Consider the following 22583-nt stretch of genomic DNA (forward strand, 5'->3'; position numbering starts at 1 on the left):
CCCTCTCAAGGCAGTTGGTATACTTTATTCCTTCCGGCCATCGCCATTCTCTCTGCTGCAAGCTGGCGTTTGGACAAGCCTTCGACCTGGGGTTCTATAAATTGCAGTGCCCCAGTTGGGCAAATTGTTACGCAATACGGGTTTCCAGAACAAAGATCACAACTTACCGCGACTTCACGATCCGTGTCTAACACAGCTGCCCCGAATGGGCACATGGCAATACATGCTTCACATCCAATGCAAGCCGATTCGTTCCGCTCAGTAAGCCCTTTTTTCGTCTTAGAAATAGCCTCCATAAGACAGGCCGTTTTACAAATCGGCTCCTCACAATGGTTGCAGGTCTGTACAAGATTCTCACTTCCCGAGAGATGAAAGACTTGTATTCTTGAGGATCTTAAACCACTACGGTCATTTTTCCTAAGATGACAACCCATTTGGCACAGTTGACACCCATTGCATAAATCCTGATTTACGACAATTACTTTTTCCATAACCTCACCTCACAAGGCGGTAAAGGCTGGTTTACAACCAGCCTCCCCTTGATCCTATACTCTGACTTAACGTCCTAAAATACCATTACCAAACAATTGGTTTCTGCTCGAAGTCGCATAACGTTCTCGAATAGCCTTAGATATCTCATCAACGGTTCCCACCATAATCGCTTCCGCTTGACATGCTTTTTGGCAAGCTGTTTCCGTCAATCCATCATCAAACCGGTGAACACAGAGCGTGCACTTTTCCATTTTATTGTCCGGGCCGAATTGGGGTACCCCAAACTGGCAAGCCCAGAGGCATTGGCGGCAGCCAATGCATTTTTCTTTATCGACAAGGACGATGCCATCCACCGTCCGTTTACTAATCGCACCCGTAGGACAAGCTTTTAAACAGGCTGGATCACCACAGTGCAGGCACGGCATGGGTAAAAACATGGTTTTGTCTACTCCGTCTTGTGTAACCTCTACTTCTGTAACCATGGTCCACCGTGGCCCCGCTGGTACACCATTCTCCAGTTTACAAGCCGTCTCACAGGCGCGGCAGTTCATACACCGCCTAGTATCTACATACAATGTTTTCTGCCGACTGGTCATGGTCTTCCCTCCTACATTTTCTCGATTTGAACCAAGGTATTAAAATATGCTGTTGTATTTCCATCAAGGAGCGGATGATACTCTTCCATAATTCCTGCTCCTACATCACGCGGTCCACCAATACTTCGGGAAGAAAGAACATTGACATTGGCCCCTAATTTGACCCACATTCCGCTGGAAAGTTCCGCCGTTCCTGATTTGACCCGGATCGAAGGCTTCGCGTAAATTCCTTTTAATTCACCGCGATCATTGAATACTCTAACTTTGTCCCCTTCTTTAACGCCCGCTTTAGCCGCATCTTCCCGACTAATATAAATTTTCGCCGGACCCTCAATTTCCCGGATCCAGGGCAAGTTATAATATTGAGAGTGCGTCCGGAAAGCCGGATGCTGGGAAATCAATGTAAGCGGATATTTCTTATACAATTCCGGTGTACTCAATGGGCTTTCTTCCGGCTCTAAATGATAAGGAACTGCTTTAAAGTCACCGGGGAACTTCTTGCCCCGTTCCTCCATACCAATGGAATAAAGTTCAATTTTCCCGCTTGGTGTCGCGAATTTCAAATCGGCATACGGAACGCGTGGGCACCAATTTTCCGGAAGACGCAGGGGACCCTTAGGAGAAACAGCTTCATCAACATTACAGTTTTCACCGATCAGCGTCTTAATGTAATCAAGGCCTGTTGTTTCTTTAGGGAAGTATTCCTCCCAACCCATGCGCCGGCCTAATTCGGCCCAAATCTCAATGTCAGGTACTGCTTCATAGTAGGGTTGACAAACCGGAACAAGCACCTGCAAGTAATGATGCCAATAAGACGGATGCAATCCGTATTGCTCTAAATAGTGGCAGCCTGGCAATACAACGTCAGCCCAATCCGTATCGTCCGTCATAAATTGCTCGATTGTCACAAAGAGGTCTAACGTTTTTAAGGCTTCAAGCGTGTAGGCGACCTCTGGCTGCTGAGAAACTAAACCACCGCGATATGAAATAACACCCTTGATCGGTTTGCCCTGTGCAGCTGCTTCCTGAATGGCCGTGGCAAACGTCGCAATATTAATCAGCCTTGTTTTCGGAATATCAGCTCCTTCGGGATTCATCACTTTTCCGGCCTGCATAAAACCGGGAAGTGCGGGAAAGCCCATCTGGTCGATATAATTGTAGTTGCCTGTTTCCTTGCCAATGTGCCCGCATATGGCAGCTAAGCAAGCATAGGCACGTTGTGCCTGATGTCCGTTTGAATATCGTTGATGACCGTAGCCGCACTCTGTCTGCGTATTCAAGGTAGCATACCACTGGGCAGCTTGAATAATTTTTTCAGCTTCAATCCCAGTCAGTTCTGCCGCCTTCTCAACCGGCATGGTTTTTACTTCTTCCAGTAAATCCTCGAAACCATGCGTGTATTTCGCGATGAATTCCTTATTGTGCATGTCATGACTAATAATATAGTTCATCATTCCTAAGGCCAGGACAACGTCTGTCCCCGGGCGAGGCTGCAAATGCAAGTCTGCTTTCGAGGCAACGGCAGTCACATAAGGATCAACAACAACCAACTTCGCGCCGCGCTCCATCGCTTTATATAGGAAAGGATAAATATGAGGGTTAGTAAAGGATGGGTTTCTGCCCACTAAGAAAATCATTTCTGTTTTTTCAGACCATACTTCGGGCATCATCGTATGTTGATCACCTACAGAATAGTAGGAACCGGCAGCCCCACTTAGAAGGCAGAAACTTCCAACGAGTTTGGATGCTCCGAAGAGATTCAAGAAACGTCCGCTAACGGTCTTAGCCATATGCTCCCGGTTTCCGGAATAACAGTATTCCGAAAAGGCCTCACCACCGTAGCGGCTGCGAATATCTTTTAACTTGTCAACAATATAGTCCAGGGCCTCATCCCATGTCGCACGACGGAATTTTCCTTCTCCTCTTTCACCGACACGGATTAACGGGTATTTAACTCGATCCGGACTATTAATTTTCTGGACATTGGCATATCCTTTTACGCACAAATGTCCTCTTGTAATCGGATGATCTGGATCGCCTTCCAGCTTAATGACTTTTTCATCCTTAATATATGCCAGTACACCGCAAGTATCATAGCAATTGTGAGGACAAGCCGTCTTAACGACCCTATCGGCAATAACCTTTTTGCCGCCAACCCAGACAGGGACATTTCGCGCAACGGCATATTTATTCAGGTCTTCGTGTAAGCGCGTGAAATTTGCCATAGCCTTACAATACCTCCCATCATGATCTCTATGTTACGAAGGACTATCTCTAAAGGACATTTTTTAAAGCATCATGCTCCTTGATCATTGACTGTCGGCATTTTTCACAAAGTCCGAACAGTTTGTTTCTCACCTCCTTCTCAGTCCATGAAGTATGCATCAAGCAATCATGTCTGCAGCAATGTTTAAGTCCTACAAGATGTCCGATTTCGTGACATGCTTCTTTCGCCAATTCTTCGATTGTCCCTAATCGGGCATTTGAAACAACCGCTTTTTTATAACCGGCAGCCCCAAACAAATAGGGGTGCCAAGAATCACCAATATCACCGTTGATTAGCCAAATTATAAAATCGTAATCATCAGGAATGACTAAGTTTTCTAATAGAAAATGAATATCATATTGACCCCGATAGCTATCCCATGCGGTAAGAGGTACCTCTAATGGTCCAGCAAGATGGGCCTCCAACAAAGGAAAGTTAGCCATGATGTGATGCGCGATGACACTTGCCGCTGGGGATAGCCCAGATATATAATAAATACCAAATTTTGTTTTCATATTTATTTACATTTTTCCGTCTGCCATCAATTTGGCTTGTGGAACTTTACGAAGAATAAAGGCTGCAACGGGAGCAACAATAGCACCTATGCCGAGTGCGATAAAAGCGGGTGCCCAAACACGCATCTCCGTAGGATCAATCGGCCCGTTGTACGCTTGCAGGATTTTCCCAAATACAATCGGAGCAATAATGGTCATTGAATATCCGATCGCAGATTGAATACCTAAAAGGGTCGACCTCTTTTGAGGAGTGACCATATCGGTTAAGCCTGCTTTATAAATGGCGGAGTCAGAGATTACCCAAAATCCAATCCATATGCCGACCAAGACAACCGCAGTCAGTGATTTGCCAACAAGGCTGCCAATGAAAAACTCTGCAACCAAACTGCAGGTGGCACTAATGATAATTGCCTTAGTCCGTCCGATTTTATCCGCCAGCATTCCCATAAGCCAAACTGCAGGGGCACCTGCCAAGGTAATACAGGCTGCCAATAAGCCTCCCCATTTCACTGCGGCAGAGGCAGCCATCCCAGCCGCTGTTGCGTTAGCGACCATAAAGGGACCAAGCCAGCCCCAAAATGCATACAATTCCCACATATGGCCCATATATCCCGCCGTAATAATGGCCGGTCCTGCATATCCGCCTTCGGGACATTGCCGAACTCCGCCTGGGATCGAAGTTTTGATTGCGGGTGCCCCATCAAATTGCAATTTTTCAGTTGGTTTTTCATCGACTAAAAACCACACGATAAAAAAAGCAATAAAAACCGGAACAGAAGTCCATAGCATACCCGTACGCCAACCGGCAGAAGCTGCTATAGGTGCTGCTACAAAATACCCCCCGGCCGAAGCAACCGTCAAAGCTGCTGTATAAGCCCCTAATGCTCCGCCCCGTTCATGGGGAGCAAACCAGTTTGAAATCAAAGCCATACCAGGAACATAAATGGCACCCGCTGCACAACCCGTTAATAACCGCATAATCATTACCGTTGTGAGATCGTGTACGACAAAGACAAAAGCCGTTGAAAAAATACCAGTGAATAAAGTTGCGTACAAAACAACTCGTTTCGTCCCAATCCGATCTGCGAGCCATCCTGTGAATATTACCACTATTACATAGCCAGTCTGAAACGCTGCGATAATCATGCCGGTATCTGATGCGGTCAAATGGAATTCCTTCGAGATGTATTTTAGAACAGCTGAGAAATTGTACCAAGGCAGATAACTGATAATCATGGCTATAACCATCCAGAGCAAAATACGAGTTTTCTTTTGCATAAAACCCAAAATCCCCCTTTTACAAATTCCTTCCTGTTACCCTACTTGTAATGCCTCCTTTCTTAGTACTTGTACCCACAAGTATATTATTATGCAATTTACATGCCAATCTCATACAACGGGTTGACGTCTGTTTAAGAGCTTACTGTATTTCCGATTCCTATTTTAAAACATTTTGTGTCCTGTTTTGAGAACGATCAGTATTTATGTTTTAATTTGATACACACATTAATCGCTCAATGGCCTTTACGATCTAAAATTCACCGAAGAATTTAACTCATTGAGTATTTTACTTTGTTCAATTCTCGTTTTAAGTTAAAATGGCGCAATGGCACGAATCTTGCATTATTTTATCAGAAACTTCTTTTAGAACGGAGGATCCCTATGCTGAAGAAAAAAGTGGCCATTTATCCAGGCTGTTTAATCTTATATCGCTTTCCGGAGTATGAATCATCAGCCAAACAGCTGCTTCAACTTTGTGGTTATGAAATCACTTTCCTTCCCCAGGCCCTTTGTTGCGGTTCATACCTGGAGGGAATTAATCCGAATTGGTTTAATTTCACCGCTTATAATTTGGCTCTTGCTGAGAAAGAAAATGTTTCCCTAATCACTCTTTGTGGTGGATGCACAAACACCTTTTACCGGGTACAGCAGATGTTTCGGGAGAAACCTGAAATGTTGCATCAAGTTAACCTTAAACTTGCCGAATTTGATCTGAAGCTCACGCAAACGATTGAGGTTCAGCACTTAATTAAAGTTTTGTATGAACAACAAGCTAGCCTAAAGATGTTAAAATTACGTTCATTGAATCTTAAAGTTGCCCCCGTTTACCCCTGCCAAGTTTATCGGCCGGGTTCCATTATGCATTTTGATCATCCGTTAAAACCAAAGTCCTTATCAGCGCTTATTTCAATAACAGGAGCCACGCCAATACACTACCCCCAAGAACATGAGTGCTGCGGATCAAGTCTCTACCTTAGCAAACCAGAAATGGCTTTTCAGATAGGCAAACAAAGAATTGAGAACTTAAAAGAACGCGAAGCTGATGTTGCAGTAACAGCTTGCGGAAATTGTCACTTGCTGCTTCAGCGATTTCAGTCCCAATATATTTCCGGTACGCCGCTTCCTATAATTTTTTTCTCTCAACTGATTGGACTGGCTCTCGGTTTAGAACCGGCCCAGCTCCATATCACGAATCCCAGTTTAAGGAGGATGATAAAAAATGCTTTCTAATTGTCTAAATTGCGGCGCCTGCCAAAGTGTTTGCCCGGTACACCGGCTTGGAGAAGCGTCCTTCCCTCTGTCATGGCAAAAGTCCGGCTTAAAACCGGAAGTCTGGAATTGCACCAACTGTTGGTTATGTCAGGAAGTCTGCCCCCAAAAACTTGAGTTATGGGAAGCCAAAGCGATGACTCAGCGCCAAAACACGCCGCCCGCTCAAGTTGCGCTCAGCCTTGCTTCGCTTAATGAAATAGGGCTTTCCCTTCCCTTGACAGCAAATACTAACGAACTGCGCCAAGGGTACGGACTTGACCCAATTAGCTTTATAAATCAGACCGTGCTGCAATCACTGATCCAGACTAAATAGTGTGCAGCATTGACTTGTAAACTCAGCTTCGAGTTTCATCTCCCGGGCTAAGCCGATGGTATCTGGGCTCGGATAAGCAATAGCATTGACCCCGGCATTAAGCGCATATTGTTCAAGAAGCGGTCTTTGGTAACCGGCTGGCCTGGCACATCCTAAGGAAAGATAAGCTGACGGATTCGTTAAGCGGGCAAGTGCTATGAGCCGGCCACAATCTTCAACAGACGGAGGAACAACCTTAGCCATGGGTGTACCTGCCATAGGCGTTAAAATGACAATCACAACGTACTTTGGCTGTACCAAGCTAATCATCTTAAGCGCCTCTATTTCGCCGGCGAGTTGACCGTAATTAAGTCCAATAACAATATGAGGAGCGACCGGCAATCGATACTTTTGGCATAATTCCAACACGCGAAGGTAGTCTTGGGGCTCTTTATCAAGATGATACACTTCTTTAATCGTTTCCTGATCACCAATTACATCAAAGAGAACCTGCTCTACTCCGGCTTCCTTCAAACCATCTATTGTCGACTCTTCGGCTAGCCCGGTATGTACAATAACTTTTACACCCCATGAAGTGATTTCCTTAATTGCTTCGAAGAAAGGAGCAACAGGTACGGCTCCTTCTTTATTTGCGCCCCCACTCAAAAGGACCCCTTTACAACCGCTAACACGGAGATGCTTTACTGTTGCCAACAAATCACTTGGAGTAGAACAATTCAACATCGTTGCTAGCAGTTTTTTCCGACAATGAGCACAATCCAAAGCACATTCATTTCCGGTTAGGCTAATGGTAACAAAATCCTCACGTTGATTGCGGTAATACTCATTTTCGTAGGCCTTTGCTCCCGGCGCAGAAAAGAACACCCGATCGCTGAAATACTGTCTCCTTAAACGCCAAGCCTCATTCAGTAAAACACTGGTTGGTAAGTTAAGCCATGCCTCAAAATCAAAATTCATTGTTGCCATAGGTTTCTTCCTTCCGTCAGAATAACGGCCTCATTAATATTCAGAAAGCTGCATTAATATATCGGCAATATCACTTGCTTCAGGTGGAAAAGGGAAGTTTCGGATGGGTTGAGAAGGTCTTTCATTCCCGTAGGGACGGTTGCAAGCGACTTTTCCATCTGCACCAGGGCAACCCGAGGTCATAAATGCCTCACCATCTGCAATAATTTTATCTTTTGTTCTCTCGTCAATTCCAAAGTGAACAATTTGTCCATGCTCATTATACTTCATTCGTAATTCTGTTGACAGTTTATGATTGATCAGATAACGAGCCATCTGCACACGACGATAACTCCCAAGCGGAGGTTGTTTCTTGTTTTCTAATTGAGTCCCTTTTTCAGGAAAAAAGGAAAAGAGATGCGTTAGCGCCCCAAGGTCGTCCGCTCGTTGTATCGTTTTTACCATCTCTGCTTCGGACTCTCCTAAACCAACAACCAGATGAATCCCGACTTTTTCACGACCAAAAACCCTAATCGCTTCTCCGACACTCTTCCAATACTTATCCCAACTGTGAGGACCGCCAACACCTTTTCCACGGTGCAACTCGAATAATTTTTTTGTAGCAGTATCAATCGCAATTCCAATTCTATCCGCCCCACACTCGCGAATCAGTTCAAGATGTCCTTTATCATGAACAATGGTCGGCGTAATCAAGGCACTGACCGGATAAAGGGTTTTAGCCTTTACATCTCGGATTATTTTACAAAGATCCTCTAAAGCACGGGGATAAGTAATCATCGAAACGCAGACTCGCTGAACTTGGCCGCTTACGTGTTGGGATCTTTGAATAATCTCCTGTAACGGGTAAGTCGGCCAAGCTACACGAATAAAGGTTTCACTCTTCACGCGGGAACGGGAAAGTCCACAATATGAACAGTTCGCCGAACATCCTTTTTCGTTCGTCAATAATAGATTCAGTGCTCTTAACTTTGCATTACGATAGAATGTACCTTCTTTTAATCCCAGAGTCATCGCTGCCGCCAAACTGGTTTGAACCCCTGCTACGTTTGCCATAATCTTCCCCCCATTAATCTTCGTCCTCTAAGTCATCTTCACCGATTTCGGCAATCATTTTATATATCGATCCGTTTCCACCTTCGATTTCGTCCTCGTTAAACCTAATGTTCTCTAATTCAATGACCCTTCGTTGTGTAATCCAAGCTTCGGCCCAATCAATGGAACAAAGTTGCTTAACTAAATCAGGTCCATAAACGGTGTCCCTCTGATCGAAAAACCACTGTAGTTTTTCCTGCGGAACAAGATTAGAACAATTAAAAGAAACTCTCCTGTCTAGGGAATTTGGGGAGTTTAACGTTTCAATGAGCTTTCCTGGAAGTATCCCGAAATGTATCACTTGGCCAAAGTTATCAAATTGCATTTGTTCCAACGTGACGAAATTTTTCTCTAGCAAATATTGACCCACTAAAATTCGAAATAATTTACCCGCGCTCACTTTGAATACATCTAGTTTGCCTTCCATAGGCAAAGGACTAATCGAAACGAGAACACCTAATGCTTTAGCTTTTTGAATGGCCGCTAATGCCTGCTGTTCAGTTTCCCCAATACCCAAACCCAAATCAAGGATCACGTTGCCATAGCCAAAAATCGGGGTTGCACTGGAAGCCACCTTCCAACATATATCCCACCACGGCACACTATCCTGATCAGGCCGAATGGACGTTTCGATATTTCTTGTACTCGCAATTAAAGAGAAACTAACCTGATTAATTCCGATAGACTTAAGAATTTTAAGCTCTTCATTATGCGTTACAAGCCAGGGATTAATTGAAACGATTATGGGTAAATGGGTACCCGTCCTAAGCTGTTCGATACAAGAACAGAGATCTTTAAATGCATTGTTGTATATTAATGTTATAATGTGAATTTCCCGTATTTCTCCTCTGGACTTTTTGAGAAATGCAAATACTTCTCTTAAACTAAATGGTTTCGTATCTTCTATACTTATTGAACAATAGCGGCAACCTATTGTACATTTGATTTCGCTGTGGATAAGCAGAGATAGCCTTGAGACTTCCGAATTTTTTAGAACTGTGATTTGCATCGTAGACCACCCCTTTTTGGTGTCTATATAATAGAACGGGCACCATAGATCAAAAACTATCCCCATGGTGCCTTTCCAACAAACCAATCAATGCCTGATAACCAAAAATGCATTCTTCTAAATTAGTCCACCCAAAAAGCTTCAACAGCTTCGGTGAGGTAAGTGGTAGCATAAGCGAAAGTTTTAGCCCCACCAAAGGGAATTGCAATACTGGCCGCTTCATAAATTTCTTCTTTAGTGGCCCCTTCTTTAATCGCATTATACGTATGAATAGCAATACAATATTTACAAGGTGTCCGAACGCCTTGGGCCAACATCATGAGTTCCTTCGTTTTATTGTCGAAAACACCGTAGTTTACGCCGGCATATTTTTCAAGATCCATATAGGCTTGAATGGTTTTCGGCATAGCGACTTTAGCACGTTCTAATCCGTCTTGAAAATCTTTAAGAATCCTTTGAGCTCTGTTTATTTCTGACATTTAATCTTCCTCCCTATTTTTTTGGTCTTTGGCATCGATTGCGATTGATGGGTCGAAGTTTAGAAACCCTTTTTAGCTTGAAGTTTCTTCTGGCGTTCAATCTCGGGTTCTAACCACTCGCTGAGATTTTCAACGGTGAGCAAATTCGCTAATTCCATTTCAAGCTGGCTTGGCTTGATTTTGACGATCCACCCTTTATCATACGGGTCTTGGTTAACCAACATCGGCTCAAACTCTAATTCTTCGTTAACCTCAACAATTTCACCCGATACCGGAGCAAATACCCGGCCAACCCATTTACCTGACTCAACCGATAAGAATGCTTTATCCTGTTGAACCTTTTTACCAGGTTCGACCATCTCAATAAATACGAGATCACCAGCTGAATTTGTTGCATATTCGGTCATTCCCATGATAACCACGTCGTCTTCGATTCGAGCCCAAAAATGATGTTTATCATAGTAATAACCTTCAGGATAGTTGTATTTGTCAACTTTCAATGCACTGACCTCCTCTCTAAAGTGGCTTTATGTTTTCTTAATATTCCTATGCAAGTTCTATGCCATAAATAGGCGAGACGTTTTAAGCCTCTTTTATTAGGATTACTGAAGAATTTCCCTAGGCCATGCCCAATAAAAAAGAACTTGGACTTAGCCCAAGTTCTTTTTTATCCGAATCTATCTAAAGATCTGTTTTATTTTAAGACATTAATGTTCTATTCTGAGATAAAGAGCTAATATCTCAGTAAGAGTGTTTCAAAATCAGTCATCGCTATAATAAATATTATATTCTTTGATTTTGCGATATAGCGTACTCCGGCTTATTCCCAAAATTTTCGCTGCTTCTACAATATTAGACACCTGGGTCAACGTTGTTTCAATAGCCCTTTTTTCGATGTCCACCAACCTAAGGAGTTCGCTTGTAACTATTTGAGAAGGCAATGGTCGTTTAACCAGATAATCAGGAATATCTTTAATGGTTAAAAGGTTACCTTGGGCTACTATAACACCGCGTTCCAAGACATTTTCTAATTCACGGACATTACCGGGCCATCGATATTCCTGTAGGCATTTTAATGCCTGAATGGTTATTCCGGTTACTTCCTTTCCTAACCGGGAACTAATCTGAGGCAAAAGAGATTTAGCTAATACCGTTATATCATCAACTCTTTCACGTAACGGTGGAATATTAACGGTCACTACATTTAACCGGAAATATAGATCCTCGCGAAAAGTTCCCTCTTCAACCCTCGATGCCAGATTCTTATTCGTAGCGGCGATAACACGAACATCGATCGGGATCGTTTTATATCCTCCTACTCTTACAACTTGTCTTTCTTGTAAGACCCTCAACAAAATAGTCTGAAGGTCTAGCGGCATATCGCCAATCTCGTCTAAAAAAATGGTACCTCCATTTGCTCGTTCAAACTTCCCAGGCCGCCCATTTCGATCAGCACCCGTGAATGTACCCGCCTCGTAGCCAAAGAGCTCACTTTCAATAAGCGACCGTGGAATAGCACTACAGTTTACGGCAATAAATGGTCCTTTGCGGTGACTGGCATTATGGATACTCTGGGCAAACAATTCCTTGCCTGTGCCGCTTTCGCCTAATAACAAAACAGTAGAATTCGTTAATGCTGCTGTACGAGCTATTTCTTTTGCCTTTTCAAGTTTAGTGTCTTTGCCTAAAATAGAATGAAACGTAAACTGAGCCTGTGCACCGGTAACTTTATTGACAAGATAGTTGACTGTTTCCTTCCCGCGAAGTACAATAACACCTCCTGTAACCTGCTCCTCTTCTGTTATTATAGGACGGGCATTGACGGTAATATATCTGTTTTTAATCTTGTCCTGTTCAATGGCCACTTCAACAGCATCCATCATAACGCCTTTTTCTACGACTCGGGATAAAGGGGGCTTAGTACAAAAGATCTGATCAATATTTTTTCCAATGACTTCTTCCCCGTCAACTCCCAGTATCTGAGCAGCTTTACGATTAAGTTGACTGATATTTTCTCTCTCATCCAACGTGATAATCCCATCGGGCACCGAAAAAAGGGTTGTTTTCATTATGGTATTTGCTTTCACAACTTGTTCAAGAGCTTGTTTAATTTCTAACTGATTTTCAATACATTTTGCTGCAGAAACTACCATCCCCAATGTGTGAGGGTGAACTCTTTCACATGCCCCAGACATATTTAAGGCACCGACCATCTTATGATCACACCCGTATATCGGTGCCGCTGAACACGTAATCTCATGCTGGGTTACGCAATAATGCTCACCACCCACAACCTGAATCGGCTGTCCGGTTACAATTGCGGTGCCAACAGCATTCGTACCGACTTCCTGCTCAGTCCATATTGCACCCTCTATGAGATTTATCCGTTTGTGCTTTTCCAATTCAGAAGGATCTCCATCGATAAGCAGCACAACACCTTCTTCATCGGTTAAAAAGATCGTAAACCCACTGCCTTTAACGAGTTTATATAAGTTTTTAATCACTGAACGAGCAATTTTTATAAAATTGCTGCGCCTTCGTTTACGAACATTAAGCTCCCTAAAAGGCAGCACTCTTGGTAATGAAAGCGCCAACGGATCCACCTTTAATTGAGCACAGCGCTGCCAAGATTGCTTAATCGAATCAGGAATATCTTCGGAAATTTCGCCATCGTAAACGAATTTTTCCCAAGCCCCATAATACTTAATTCTTTCTAACGGTAACCGTGGGATTTCCTGATCCGGGTTATATGATAACTTCATGCCAATGCCTCCTAGAATATAAATCCTGGATTCAAAAGGCCGGGCCATTCCTGTAATAAATATCTTAAATCCTTTCTTCGAAAAATACTATATTTAGTTCTATTTATAAAATTTTTATGCAAGACTTCTAATTCTTAGCCTTTTCTCGAGTATAATTTGGAAATGCAATCCAAGTTTCCTGAATAAGAGCACTTAAAGCAGCTTGATCATTCGTCCACATTGTTTTTTGATATTGGCGATTATTAACCGCTCGTTGCAGAGAACGTCCTAAATACGTTCGCCATTCCTTCTCATAGTCACCTAATAACCTCCGGTTGCCGGTCTGAATCGTTTTGGCTGCCGCCCGCCCGGCCATCTCCCCACAAAGTATGGCATTCGCAATTCCTGCTCCTGTAATTGAATGAGTTTGCCCTGCTGCATCACCTACCAATAGATAACGATCGGAACAGGTTGATTTTAAAGGCCCCCCTACAGGAATAATTCCTGCAGTTTGGCTTACCACTCGTTCCCGTCCATACCCCAGCCGCTTAAGAAACCTATCCAATATTTTCTGGGAGCTGCCGATAATCCCTGCGGAAAGTCCTACCCCGATATTGGCTGTTGTCCCTTTGGGAAAAACCCAGCCATAACCATGAACATAATCAGAGTGAAAATATATTTTAGCTGTTTCTATCGGCTTGTCTAAAACAACCTCGACTTGGGCTGCTACTAGGAAATCTTGGTTGACTTGATCCATCCAGTGTCCGACTGTCGAGCCGGGACCATCAGCCCCAATAATTATTTTGGCCCCAATTTCTTTCTCCTCTGATTGATGAATGACAATTAAACCATCGCTGCTTGGACGTAAAGCCCTCGCCCCAACCCATAAATGTGCTCCCGCTTTGTTTGCCGAGACTGCCAAGTATTTATCAAATGCATTGCGATGAAGGATATATCCACGGGCAGGCATAATATGAACATCCCCGTTTGGAAGATAGGTTTCTAAGGCGGATACAGGCTGTGCTATATGTTCTGGCTGTATGTTGACATGATGAACGAGGGCTTCAGGAATATGTTCGGCACACTGTACAGGCGACCCTACCTGAGATCGTTTCTCCAGAAGCAAAACCTTTGCCCCGTTTTCCCCAGCAACACGCGCTGCCGTGCTTCCCGCAGGGCCTGCTCCTACAACAACAATATCATAACTTGCCTTGCGTTTCATTTTCCTCTCCCCCTATGGCTGTCACTTTTTCAATAACCCTTTGCAGCAAATCAATTTTTAATTTCGTTTGATTTTCAAATATGCCTTGATGGGCTGCATCTTCCTTTCCTAAATCGTAACAGGTCGAACTATCCACATCAATTAAAATACCTTGTAAACCAATCCGTTCAAAATCATCACGATATTTAGCCATAAATGCTTCACAGCATGTCCCTATGAAAGCGGGAAATCCCTGTTCTTTTAAGTTTTTCAATATATCTTCGAGCATCTCGTAATTTTGGATTGAAATAGGTTCCAAATTGAATGCATCCGCTAATTCGTAAGCTTTCCCTATATCGCAGCGTCCGCAGCGCCCGCACCCTTCTGTATAACGGAATTCGCACTCTGGTAGCTTGGCACAATAAGGAAGTAAAAATGGCAGCCGCTTTGGATGCTCCTTTAAAGGCTTTTCAGAAGATATTATCCGGTTAAACGTTTCCCTAACCGAATGATTCGTTAAACTTTCGTCAGTTAACTGATGAAGTTTATTTCCTACCAAAAACAATGTGTTAACTTCTTCTGGATAAGCCCCTAATTCAGTAAGTTTGCTTTTATTGAGAGCTTCGATAATGGCTTGCGCAAAATGGTCTGCAGTTAAACCAGGAATACGGGCATTGGCCGCAGTAAAGCATTCCTCGATCGTCTCGCGAATGATTTTCGGATAAGCGGGCAAATCTTTGAGTCGGGCTTCGAGATCAAGAATTACTCTGCCGGGGTAAGCAAAAAAATCTCCAGTGATCAAGGCAGATTTTATTCTCCGGCTAATGATGTCCACAACCAAAGAGGTTCGGATGATTCCCCCTTCAGCCTTTAATAGGGAGCGAAGCTCACGGCGGCGATCTTGTTTATTACGAACGCCAAAGATCCATTCCGGGGACTTAAATTTAGGCAACAGTTCCCCGAACAATTCTTGTTCAGCGGTATTAAGCGTTCCTGTTCGGAACGAAAACCCGAAGACCTCACTAAATCCCTGAACTAAAGCGGCTTTAATAGCATCTGCCGAAGGAGTAAAACCGAGAACCCAATTAAGACAAGTTACTCTTTCTTTCACCGATTGAATTTCTTTATTTTTTAATTTTTCGATAGGAATACGCAAAGCACGCAGCATCGTTTCGACATCAAAATCGACAAGAACTGACCCTTGATAAAGGAAAGCATTATCAAACTCCGTTCCACCCGTTCCTGAAATCTTGCGCCCATCTACCTCAATATCATTCCGGGGACGATATGCCGCATTAACGCCTAGCTTTCTTAGTCCGCATACGACGGATTCGCACATTTTTGCATAGAGTTCATCGAGGGTTGGAGGAACTGCCGGATGATCTTTAGGAGCAAAAATCTCCCACCCAATGGCAGACTCATCCCAATAAAGCCCTCCGCCCCCAGTAATCCGACGATTGATATCAATTCCCTGAGCTTGACAATACTCCTCTCGAATTTCTTGATTAACCGATTGATGAAATCCGACCAAAGCACAATGAGGACGAAATTGTAAAAAACGCAAAGTGTTCGGACTTAGGCCGCGACTGCGAGCAATAAGCAACGTCTCATCCAAAGCCATATTTTCCAAACCGGTTCGGTGCCCTGTATCTAGTAATCGCCACGTTTCATTCATCGTTTTTCCCCCAATCAGTAATGGCTTCTATGATTTAACAAGAATTCCTCCTTTTCATTTTCTTGCAATCTGCATGCCAACTTTTAATATAGGCCAAAACGTTTGAATATCTATTTAGCTGCACATGTTTCTTATAGCGCTCCGCCAGATTGCGTATCGCCTGCAAAACAGCACCTGAACTTCCAATATAGACATGATCTTTAATCTCTTGCAATAAATCGTTAATGGGATCATCCATACAAAATCCTAAAGCGATTTTTCGTAAGTAATCATTGTGCATTTCACATAAAACGTTAAAAACAGCGTCCACAACGCAATGGCTTTTCTTGTCGATTAAAAAACTTACCCGCATGTATTCTCTGGTATTGGAGACTATAGACTCTTTTGCTACTACAGCATCACCGCTAACCAAAATGTAATTTCTATAATCGAATTCACTGTCGCCACACTTCTGGAAATAACCGTTCATCACCGATCTTCCCCTTTCTACAAAAAACACAAAAGACCAAACGCAACCAGTATATCTTTCTATAAAAAGATATCCCTTACGTTTGGTCTTCATTTGCTTGATTATATCAATGTGTAGCATTGATACTCCGCAAATTGCCAATACCATTACTTTTATTCATATACTACACCATATCTCCGATAATGTAAATAATAACTTTCACATATTTAAAACTTTAATCCTAATCAAGCCATTTTTTAGATTTAAAATAGGCAAAGACAAGGATCACAATTGCCCCTGATAAAGTATAGAAAAAGATCATACCGTACGGGTTGTGTATTAAGGGTACCCCTTCAATGTTCATGCCGAAGAACGAGGTAAGAAGATTAATAGGTAAGAGAATAGTCGCTAAAAGAGTAAGCCATTTCATAATGTCATTCGATCGATTATCCATGGACGACTGAAATGCCTCTCTCAGATTCTCCGTGATCTCATGAAGCTGTCTTACGTTTTCTACTTCATGCTCCATATCTGTAATTAACTCCTGCCAATCTCCATGATTTTCGGGATCTAATCGAGCGAGCCTCATATATATTGGGAGGTGGCTGTTCATGTCTTTTTTTAGTTTGATCACCTCTCGATGAATACAGGTTATACTTATTTGTTGAGATCGTTCAAGGTTTTCAAGGATCGCTTCTTCTAAGTCGCTCATTCGAATTTCAATTTCCTCAATGTAGTTTTCGCTATGCTTCAGTATTTTGAATCCCATCAGAAGTGCGATACTCATTGGCCCGTTAATCAACCCTTTTTTAAGCCAATCTTCAATTTTTATTAAAGGTAAGGAATCTTTATCGATTACGATAAATTGTGTCGGGTCAACTAAAAGCTGAATAGCCGTTTCGTTTCCGGCCTGAGTGATATCCCATAAGCACACATAAACAAGTCCATGACCTAGCTGGCTGAGATACGGACGTCGAGCTTTAGCTGTCCCATTCAACATTAACTTCTCTTGTACTTGAGCAATTTGATATAAGCACGACTCTTTAAAAGGCTCTACCACGCTGCTTAGAACAGAATCGATATTTTTCCAATCACTTTTCTCAAAAAAAATCATTTTAAATTTTGTATCGTTATTTTTCTCTACATCTATTCCTTCTTCTGAAATATAAAAGATATCCATTTAATCTCTCCTTCATATCTTAAAAACGGCAATAGGAGTATTATATCCACTATCACCCAGCAACCGCCAATTAAAAAACCACCGATGACATCTGTGGGGTAATAATTTTTAAGTCCTTCAAATTCTAAGGCTGCCGGTCCACATGTGTCAAATATTGCAGAGACGCCAATCGCTTTCGGGTCCCCCTCACCAACGTTGAAATCAGCACTCTTTTCTGCTATCAATATTATTCGTCTTACTATATCTCAATAAACATTTATCGTATTACGATAAATATTTATTGAGTTTTGACAAATAAGGATTTATACTGGTTTCGTAAGAATTAATTACAAGGAGGGCTCGGAACAATCATGTTAATCTTGGGCGAAAAAAGCTTATCTGTATTAGTGAAATGGATTCTTGATTTGGTTTTCCTAGGAGGACTAGCAATTACAATCACCCTACCCTATGGATTAAGGTGGTATATGAATGCGCTTTATCCAACGAACAGCGAAAATTATTCTTTTATGCTTGGGTTCCTCTATTTTACCGGAATCGTATGTCTTGTGTTAGTCAATGAGATTCGAAAGATCTTTAAAACCCTCAATCGAAGAAATCCTTTCATGATGGATAATGTGAAAAGTTTGAACCGAGTGGGATGGGCTTGTTTTATTATTGCTGCTGCGTATATTCTCAAGATCCTTTTTTACAACTCTGTTCTCACCACAATTATTACAATGATCTTTATCATTGCCGGACTTTTCTCCATCGTTCTTGCTGAAGTCTTCCGTCAGGCCATCGAGGTTAAAGAAGAAAATGATTTAACGATATAGAGAAAGGATGCAGGAAATGGCAATCGTTGTAAACTTAGACGTCATGATGGCTAAAAGAAAAATGAGCCTGTCAGAATTAGCTGCCAAAGTGGATATTACCTTGGCAAACCTATCGATCCTAAAAAATAATAAAGCAAAGGCCATTCGGCTTACTACTCTGGAGGCTATTTGCCAGGCATTGGACTGCCAGCCGGGGGATATTTTAGAATACAGGCCGGACTAATCATGGAGGTGGTTTCGATGGAGCAAACCAATATTCAACTCACAGAAAACCAGATTGAAGGTCTCGCAAATAAGAAGGGGATCACTCTTTTGTTGGGTTCTCTTGCCCTTGGTCTCTTGTTTAATTTATTATTCTATAAGAAATCTCTGGGGTTGTCCTATCCCTTATACATAACCGCACTGTATATTTTTTTATTTTGGAGTATAAAAAAGAAACCAAAACTCACGTTGGATTTTACAGGGCTGCTGGGGATATCGATCATCGCCCTTTCTTTTACTTATTTCTTTTTCTCAAATCCATTCTTTCACGTCTTTAATTTTCTTCTTATACCCATTTTGGTCGTCGCCCACACCCTTCTTCTCACCTCAAACAATCAGTTTAAGTGGTTTGAAGCGCCATTTTTCCTGGATATGCTTAATGGGATTTTTGTTCGTCCTCTGGAAAACTGCCTCAAGCCTTTTTCGCTGATATCTTCGACTATAAAAAGGAAAACGGATTTAGGAAAATCGACGGTTATGGTAAAAGTTCTGATCGGTTTAATCCTTACGATTCCTTTGTTGATCATCATCGTTCCTCTTCTAGCATCCGCCGATGATGTCTTCCGTTATTTTATTAATCAGATTCCGAATCTATTTCAAGACATCAACCTCGGCCAATTTGTTCCCCAATTCCTTATTGTTACGATAGTAACCTGCCTCGTGTTTAGTTATCTTTGGAGCCTCTTTTATTCAAAGCCTAAAACCGGAAAGGGAATTTCCAACCTAGAACTTCTCTCCCCCGGCAAGTTTCTCGATCCTATTACGGTTACAACTCTATTGATCGTGATCGACGCCCTTTATATCTTTTTTATCGCCATTCAGTTTTCCTATCTCTTTGGGAGCCTAACAGACGGCCTGCCTCGTAATTTCACGTTCGCACAATATGCACGCAAAGGATTTTTCGAACTGGTTGCTGTAACTCTCATCAATCTTGCTCTTCTGATCGGAAACATGTATTTTGTTAAAACCTCTGGGAAAAAGCTGGACAGAGTTGTAAAAATATTAAATACAGTCCTGGTGATGAGCACGTTCATTATGCTGTTATCGGCTCACTTCAGAATGTCATTGTACGAAGATGCCTATGGCTTTACCTATCTGAGAGTCTTAACCCATGCTTTTATGGGATACCTTTTTGTCTTGTTTATGGTATCTTTTATTAAAATATGGCGCCATTCCATACCCTTATTCAAATCTTTCGTTGTCATTTCGATTGTTGCCTATACCCTACTGAACTATATTAATGTCGACAGAATAATTGTAAAGGAAAATATTGCACGCTATACCGAGGGAAAAACTATAGACATTCAATATTTAACAACACTTTCTTATGATGCAATCCCGCCGCTTGTAGAATTTGTGAATACAACGCACGACATGAGTTTGATCACTCCCTTCAATAATGGGCTTAACTCTAAAAAAGCAGTACTCGATAGCAAAACATCCTGGCAATCTTTCAATCTTTCCAAGTACAGAGCACAGAAAAGTCTTAAAGAAAATAAAAACCCCGTGCCCCTCATAATCTTCCCCGGGGAGAGAACCATGAACTTGTTGACCCCACGCTAAGGAAGGTTTCTGTTTACAAATAGCGAATAGGTAAGACATCATCCAAGTTGGAGGAATAATATTATGGCATACGATTTCAAAAAGGAATTCAAATCGCTTTATGCACCTGCCGCAAGACCGACTATTGTAGACATTCCGGAGATGACTTTTGTTATGGCAGATGGCAAAGGTGACCCGAACACGTCGGCCGAGTACTCAAACGCTGTCGGGGCTTTATATGGATTTTCCTATACTGTAAAGATGAGCAAAATGGGCGGCAATACCCCTGACGGCTATTTTGATTTTGTCGTACCGCCGCTTGAGGGATTATGGTCTGTGGAAGGCGAGGAAAACGCCCCGACCTTTATTGACAAAAGCAGATTCGAATGGACGTCTATGCTGCGCGTACCGGACTTCGTGACGGAGGATATTTTTGAGCGGTTCAAAGGAATCCTAGCCGTCAAGAAACCCGAACTTGACTTGTCGGTTATCCGGCTTGAAAAGTTCACCGAGGGACTTTGCGGGCAGATTACCCACATAGGTCCTTACGACGGCGAACCGCCGACCATTGCATCATTAGAGCATTTTATTGAAGAAAGCGGCTATCGCACGGAGATCTCGGGTATGCGCCGCCATCACGAGATTTATCTTGGAGACCCGCGCAAGGTTTCGCCGGAGAAACTGAAAACGATTATCCGGCATCCGATTGTGAGGAAATCATGCTTGGAGCAATAATCGGCGACATCGTAGGCTCGGTCTACGAGTGGCATAACATAAAGACAAAGGAATTCCCGCTGTTCCGTAACGATTGCTTTTTCACGGACGACACGGTGATGACGGTCGCGGTTGCCGAAGCGTTAATGGACGGTGGTGAACCTAACAATTTCATTGAGTCGATGAAGAAGTGGGGGCGAATGTATCCGAACGCTGGATACGGCGGTCGGTTCGGAAGCTGGCTTTTCTCAGATAGCCGCGAGCCGTACAATAGTTGGGGAAATGGTTCTGCGATGAGGGTATCACCATGTGCATGGCTGATGGATTGTGGGTTTTGCGCCCGCACTGGGATGTGGCCGTCAAACGGTAGAAACAGAGCAATACAATCCGCCGAAGTAACGCACAACCATCCCGAAGGGATCAAAGGTGCATTGGCTGTGACGGACGCAATATTTATGTGCCGTTTCTACTTTGGTGGCTACGAACTTGACTACGGCAATGGCGACTGCTGTACTCCCGAACAATGGAAAGCAAGAATTAAAGAACACATTGAGCATGAACACGGCTATGACCTTTCGCGGACACTTGATGAAATCCGCCCGACCTACTGTTTTAACGCAAGCTGTCAAGACACCGTGCCACAAGCTATTACAGCATTCCTTGAAAGTACAGACTTTGAGGACGCTATCCGAAATGCAATCTCGCTCGGCGGTGACAGCGATACACTTGCCGCGATTACCGGCAGCATTGCCGAAGCAGCCTACGGTATTCCAGATTGGATAAAGGATAAGGCGTGGACGTATCTTGATGAACCGATTCGAGATGTATGCCGTCGGTGGCGCAAATTTGTGCAAGATTTCGAGTAAAGGCCAAGCGGTTCAATTTTAACGATTATCCCTGTCTTTTAACGGTTACCCTAAAAAATGCACCGCTTTCTTAAAATTTTATGGTTACTTTCGGCGGCGGTTACGTTGCTCTAACGTAAGCCCCGAAATAGCCGCTATACTAAAACAGAAAAGCCGCGAGAATCCAGCATTACTGGGTTCTCACGGCTTTTCTGTGTGGGTGTCTTTTTAAGCTCATTGATAGCATCTACAACCGCTGTCTGCAATGTTTCCTCGTTTACGGTTGGGGATGTAGCTCCTTCTTTACGGTATTCCTTTGAATTAGTACAGAAAAAATCGAAAACCTCTTGTTTAACATATTGCCAAAGCCCTCTCTTTCTAATAGCCTATACAAACATTTTCAATTGCTACGGCATTTGAAATGTTTGTATTTACACCTATGGCCTTATTGCCCACAAAACCCCATTACTCTAAGCTGTTCAGTAAAGAGCAATTCCGTCTCCGTTTGGACCAACTAGCAAACTTACTGTACCTAAACTGATGTTTTAGCTAATGTCTGGCATGACATTAGATCCTTTAGTTCCTAATAAAATAATCCCAAAGAGAATGGAAACCCCCGTCGCATCAGGCATTGCCCCTTGAGCAGAAACATAGGGTACATACTGATCGCTGGAGACGCCCCCATAGGCAGTATGATCCAATCCTTTTCCCTGACTCATTAACACTTACCACTTTTAGAATAGAATGCTGTGAATAGTATGTTTAGAGCTTGCAGGCATTATTTGGGACTGGGTCGCCAATTTTCACCGGCTGTAGGTTATTTATAATACACTTTATGATACTTCTAAGATTGGTGGGGCGAATTTTGGCCGGCTTCCTTTAG

24 protein-coding genes are annotated in these 22583 nt (G+C 42.8%); 7 read left to right on the top strand and 17 right to left on the bottom strand.

Going from position 1 to position 22583, the window contains the following annotated elements; translation table 11 throughout:
* Nucleotides 1-5: 5 nt before the first annotated feature.
* The 5 genes from VB077_RS08175 to VB077_RS08195 form a co-directional block, all read right to left on the bottom strand.
* Nucleotides 6-491, bottom strand: coding sequence for a 4Fe-4S dicluster domain-containing protein (locus VB077_RS08175; RefSeq protein ID WP_323414733.1), 486 nt, complete (start codon nt 489-491; stop codon nt 6-8).
* A gap of 66 nt (nt 492-557) precedes the next feature.
* Nucleotides 558-1088, bottom strand: a complete 531-nt coding sequence (locus VB077_RS08180; protein WP_323414734.1) for a 4Fe-4S dicluster domain-containing protein — start codon at nt 1086-1088, stop codon at nt 558-560.
* 11 nt (nt 1089-1099) lie between these two features.
* The gene (locus VB077_RS08185; protein WP_323414735.1) at nt 1100-3313 is read right to left on the bottom strand and encodes a molybdopterin-containing oxidoreductase family protein; all 2214 of its coding nucleotides are present in this window, start codon (nt 3311-3313) and stop codon (nt 1100-1102) included.
* Nucleotides 3314-3362: 49 nt separating this feature from the next.
* Nucleotides 3363-3869 carry a hypothetical protein gene (locus VB077_RS08190; RefSeq protein ID WP_323414736.1) on the bottom strand — a complete coding sequence of 169 codons (507 nt, stop codon included), beginning with the start codon at nt 3867-3869 and terminating at the stop codon, nt 3363-3365.
* Nucleotides 3870-3875: 6 nt separating this feature from the next.
* Nucleotides 3876-5147 (bottom strand): MFS transporter, encoded by a 1272-nt coding sequence (locus VB077_RS08195; RefSeq protein ID WP_323414737.1) that lies wholly within the window; start codon nt 5145-5147, stop codon nt 3876-3878.
* A 384-nt stretch (nt 5148-5531) separates the two neighbouring features.
* Here VB077_RS08195 and VB077_RS08200 point away from each other — a divergent pair, with 384 nt between their 5' ends.
* A complete protein-coding gene (locus tag VB077_RS08200; RefSeq protein WP_323414738.1) occupies nt 5532-6380 on the top strand; it encodes a CoB--CoM heterodisulfide reductase iron-sulfur subunit B family protein in 849 nt (282 codons plus the stop codon).
* A complete protein-coding gene (locus tag VB077_RS08205) occupies nt 6370-6735 on the top strand; it encodes a 4Fe-4S dicluster domain-containing protein (protein WP_323414739.1) in 366 nt (121 codons plus the stop codon). The genes VB077_RS08200 and VB077_RS08205 overlap by 11 nt, the downstream gene beginning before the upstream one ends.
* Here VB077_RS08205 and VB077_RS08210 read toward each other — a convergent pair.
* The 11 genes from VB077_RS08210 to VB077_RS08260 all read right to left on the bottom strand — a co-directional run bounded on the left by VB077_RS08210 (nt 6715) and on the right by VB077_RS08260 (nt 17750).
* The gene (locus tag VB077_RS08210; RefSeq protein WP_323414740.1) at nt 6715-7701 is read right to left on the bottom strand and encodes a radical SAM protein; all 987 of its coding nucleotides are present in this window, start codon (nt 7699-7701) and stop codon (nt 6715-6717) included. The genes VB077_RS08205 and VB077_RS08210 overlap by 21 nt on opposite strands.
* A 33-nt stretch (nt 7702-7734) precedes the next feature.
* A complete protein-coding gene (locus VB077_RS08215) occupies nt 7735-8754 on the bottom strand; it encodes a radical SAM protein (protein WP_323414741.1) in 1020 nt (339 codons plus the stop codon).
* Nucleotides 8755-8767: 13 nt separating this feature from the next.
* A complete protein-coding gene (locus VB077_RS08220) occupies nt 8768-9802 on the bottom strand; it encodes a hypothetical protein (RefSeq protein WP_323414742.1) in 1035 nt (344 codons plus the stop codon).
* A gap of 122 nt (nt 9803-9924) precedes the next feature.
* The gene (locus tag VB077_RS08225) at nt 9925-10281 is read right to left on the bottom strand and encodes a carboxymuconolactone decarboxylase family protein (protein WP_323414743.1); all 357 of its coding nucleotides are present in this window, start codon (nt 10279-10281) and stop codon (nt 9925-9927) included.
* Nucleotides 10282-10340: 59 nt separating this feature from the next.
* Nucleotides 10341-10781, bottom strand: coding sequence for a glycine cleavage system protein GcvH (gene gcvH / locus VB077_RS08230; RefSeq protein WP_323414744.1), 441 nt, complete (start codon nt 10779-10781; stop codon nt 10341-10343).
* A 261-nt stretch (nt 10782-11042) separates the two neighbouring features.
* Nucleotides 11043-13043, bottom strand: coding sequence for a sigma-54-dependent Fis family transcriptional regulator (locus VB077_RS08235; RefSeq protein WP_323414745.1), 2001 nt, complete (start codon nt 13041-13043; stop codon nt 11043-11045).
* Between the two features lie 127 nt (nt 13044-13170).
* On the bottom strand, nt 13171-14244 hold the full coding sequence (locus tag VB077_RS08240; protein ID WP_323414746.1) for an NAD(P)/FAD-dependent oxidoreductase: 1074 nt from the start codon (nt 14242-14244) through the stop codon (nt 13171-13173).
* A complete protein-coding gene (locus VB077_RS08245) occupies nt 14222-15898 on the bottom strand; it encodes a lipoyl protein ligase domain-containing protein (RefSeq protein ID WP_323414747.1) in 1677 nt (558 codons plus the stop codon). Before VB077_RS08245 ends, VB077_RS08240 begins: the two co-directional genes overlap by 23 nt.
* A gap of 34 nt (nt 15899-15932) precedes the next feature.
* Nucleotides 15933-16367 carry a DUF3870 domain-containing protein gene (locus VB077_RS08250; RefSeq protein WP_323414762.1) on the bottom strand — a complete coding sequence of 145 codons (435 nt, stop codon included), beginning with the start codon at nt 16365-16367 and terminating at the stop codon, nt 15933-15935.
* A 220-nt stretch (nt 16368-16587) separates the two neighbouring features.
* Nucleotides 16588-17526 (bottom strand): magnesium transporter CorA family protein, encoded by a 939-nt coding sequence (locus VB077_RS08255; protein ID WP_323414748.1) that lies wholly within the window; start codon nt 17524-17526, stop codon nt 16588-16590.
* Nucleotides 17493-17750, bottom strand: coding sequence for a hypothetical protein (locus VB077_RS08260; RefSeq protein WP_323414749.1), 258 nt, complete (start codon nt 17748-17750; stop codon nt 17493-17495). The genes VB077_RS08255 and VB077_RS08260 overlap by 34 nt, the downstream gene beginning before the upstream one ends.
* Nucleotides 17751-17876: 126 nt before the next feature.
* On the opposite strand from VB077_RS08260, the gene VB077_RS08265 reads away from it, so the two are divergent.
* From VB077_RS08265 to VB077_RS08285, 5 genes are all read left to right on the top strand, one after another.
* Nucleotides 17877-18338, top strand: coding sequence for a DUF2975 domain-containing protein (locus tag VB077_RS08265; RefSeq protein ID WP_323414750.1), 462 nt, complete (start codon nt 17877-17879; stop codon nt 18336-18338).
* A gap of 16 nt (nt 18339-18354) precedes the next feature.
* Entirely contained in the window at nt 18355-18561 is a 207-nt protein-coding gene (locus tag VB077_RS08270) for a helix-turn-helix transcriptional regulator (RefSeq protein ID WP_323414751.1), read from the top strand.
* 17 nt (nt 18562-18578) lie between these two features.
* Nucleotides 18579-20162, top strand: a complete 1584-nt coding sequence (locus tag VB077_RS08275; RefSeq protein ID WP_323414752.1) for a DUF4173 domain-containing protein — start codon at nt 18579-18581, stop codon at nt 20160-20162.
* A 63-nt stretch (nt 20163-20225) separates the two neighbouring features.
* Nucleotides 20226-20876 carry a GyrI-like domain-containing protein gene (locus tag VB077_RS08280; protein ID WP_323414753.1) on the top strand — a complete coding sequence of 217 codons (651 nt, stop codon included), beginning with the start codon at nt 20226-20228 and terminating at the stop codon, nt 20874-20876.
* Nucleotides 20861-21721 (top strand): ADP-ribosylglycohydrolase family protein, encoded by an 861-nt coding sequence (locus tag VB077_RS08285; RefSeq protein WP_323414754.1) that lies wholly within the window; start codon nt 20861-20863, stop codon nt 21719-21721. Before VB077_RS08280 ends, VB077_RS08285 begins: the two co-directional genes overlap by 16 nt.
* A gap of 524 nt (nt 21722-22245) precedes the next feature.
* On the opposite strand, the gene VB077_RS08290 is transcribed toward VB077_RS08285, so the two are convergent.
* Nucleotides 22246-22419 carry a hypothetical protein gene (locus VB077_RS08290; RefSeq protein WP_323414755.1) on the bottom strand — a complete coding sequence of 58 codons (174 nt, stop codon included), beginning with the start codon at nt 22417-22419 and terminating at the stop codon, nt 22246-22248.
* Nucleotides 22420-22583 lie beyond the last annotated feature (164 nt).

The organism is Desulfitobacterium sp., from assembly GCF_034927245.1.
Taxonomy (GTDB): Bacteria; Bacillota; Desulfitobacteriia; order Desulfitobacteriales; family Desulfitobacteriaceae; genus Desulfitobacterium_A.

Bases quoted from the DNA above. Each gene is read 5' to 3' on its own strand.
- VB077_RS08175 (WP_323414733.1), bottom strand. From the start codon at position 491: ATGGAAAAAGTAATTGTCGTAAATCAGGATTTATGCAATGGGTGTCAA.
- VB077_RS08180 (WP_323414734.1), bottom strand. From the start codon at position 1,088: ATGACCAGTCGGCAGAAAACATTGTATGTAGATACTAGGCGGTGTATG.
- VB077_RS08185 (WP_323414735.1), bottom strand. From the start codon at position 3,313: ATGGCAAATTTCACGCGCTTACACGAAGACCTGAATAAATATGCCGTT.
- VB077_RS08190 (WP_323414736.1), bottom strand. From the start codon at position 3,869: ATGAAAACAAAATTTGGTATTTATTATATATCTGGGCTATCCCCAGCG.
- VB077_RS08195 (WP_323414737.1), bottom strand. From the start codon at position 5,147: ATGCAAAAGAAAACTCGTATTTTGCTCTGGATGGTTATAGCCATGATT.
- VB077_RS08200 (WP_323414738.1), top strand. From the start codon at position 5,532: ATGCTGAAGAAAAAAGTGGCCATTTATCCAGGCTGTTTAATCTTATAT.
- VB077_RS08205 (WP_323414739.1), top strand. From the start codon at position 6,370: ATGCTTTCTAATTGTCTAAATTGCGGCGCCTGCCAAAGTGTTTGCCCG.
- VB077_RS08210 (WP_323414740.1), bottom strand. From the start codon at position 7,701: ATGGCAACAATGAATTTTGATTTTGAGGCATGGCTTAACTTACCAACC.
- VB077_RS08215 (WP_323414741.1), bottom strand. From the start codon at position 8,754: ATGGCAAACGTAGCAGGGGTTCAAACCAGTTTGGCGGCAGCGATGACT.
- VB077_RS08220 (WP_323414742.1), bottom strand. From the start codon at position 9,802: ATGCAAATCACAGTTCTAAAAAATTCGGAAGTCTCAAGGCTATCTCTG.
- VB077_RS08225 (WP_323414743.1), bottom strand. From the start codon at position 10,281: ATGTCAGAAATAAACAGAGCTCAAAGGATTCTTAAAGATTTTCAAGAC.
- VB077_RS08235 (WP_323414745.1), bottom strand. From the start codon at position 13,043: ATGAAGTTATCATATAACCCGGATCAGGAAATCCCACGGTTACCGTTA.
- VB077_RS08240 (WP_323414746.1), bottom strand. From the start codon at position 14,244: ATGAAACGCAAGGCAAGTTATGATATTGTTGTTGTAGGAGCAGGCCCT.
- VB077_RS08245 (WP_323414747.1), bottom strand. From the start codon at position 15,898: ATGAATGAAACGTGGCGATTACTAGATACAGGGCACCGAACCGGTTTG.
- VB077_RS08250 (WP_323414762.1), bottom strand. From the start codon at position 16,367: ATGAACGGTTATTTCCAGAAGTGTGGCGACAGTGAATTCGATTATAGA.
- VB077_RS08255 (WP_323414748.1), bottom strand. From the start codon at position 17,526: ATGGATATCTTTTATATTTCAGAAGAAGGAATAGATGTAGAGAAAAAT.
- VB077_RS08265 (WP_323414750.1), top strand. From the start codon at position 17,877: ATGTTAATCTTGGGCGAAAAAAGCTTATCTGTATTAGTGAAATGGATT.
- VB077_RS08270 (WP_323414751.1), top strand. From the start codon at position 18,355: ATGGCAATCGTTGTAAACTTAGACGTCATGATGGCTAAAAGAAAAATG.
- VB077_RS08275 (WP_323414752.1), top strand. From the start codon at position 18,579: ATGGAGCAAACCAATATTCAACTCACAGAAAACCAGATTGAAGGTCTC.
- VB077_RS08280 (WP_323414753.1), top strand. From the start codon at position 20,226: ATGGCATACGATTTCAAAAAGGAATTCAAATCGCTTTATGCACCTGCC.
- VB077_RS08285 (WP_323414754.1), top strand. From the start codon at position 20,861: ATGCTTGGAGCAATAATCGGCGACATCGTAGGCTCGGTCTACGAGTGG.
- VB077_RS08290 (WP_323414755.1), bottom strand. From the start codon at position 22,419: ATGAGTCAGGGAAAAGGATTGGATCATACTGCCTATGGGGGCGTCTCC.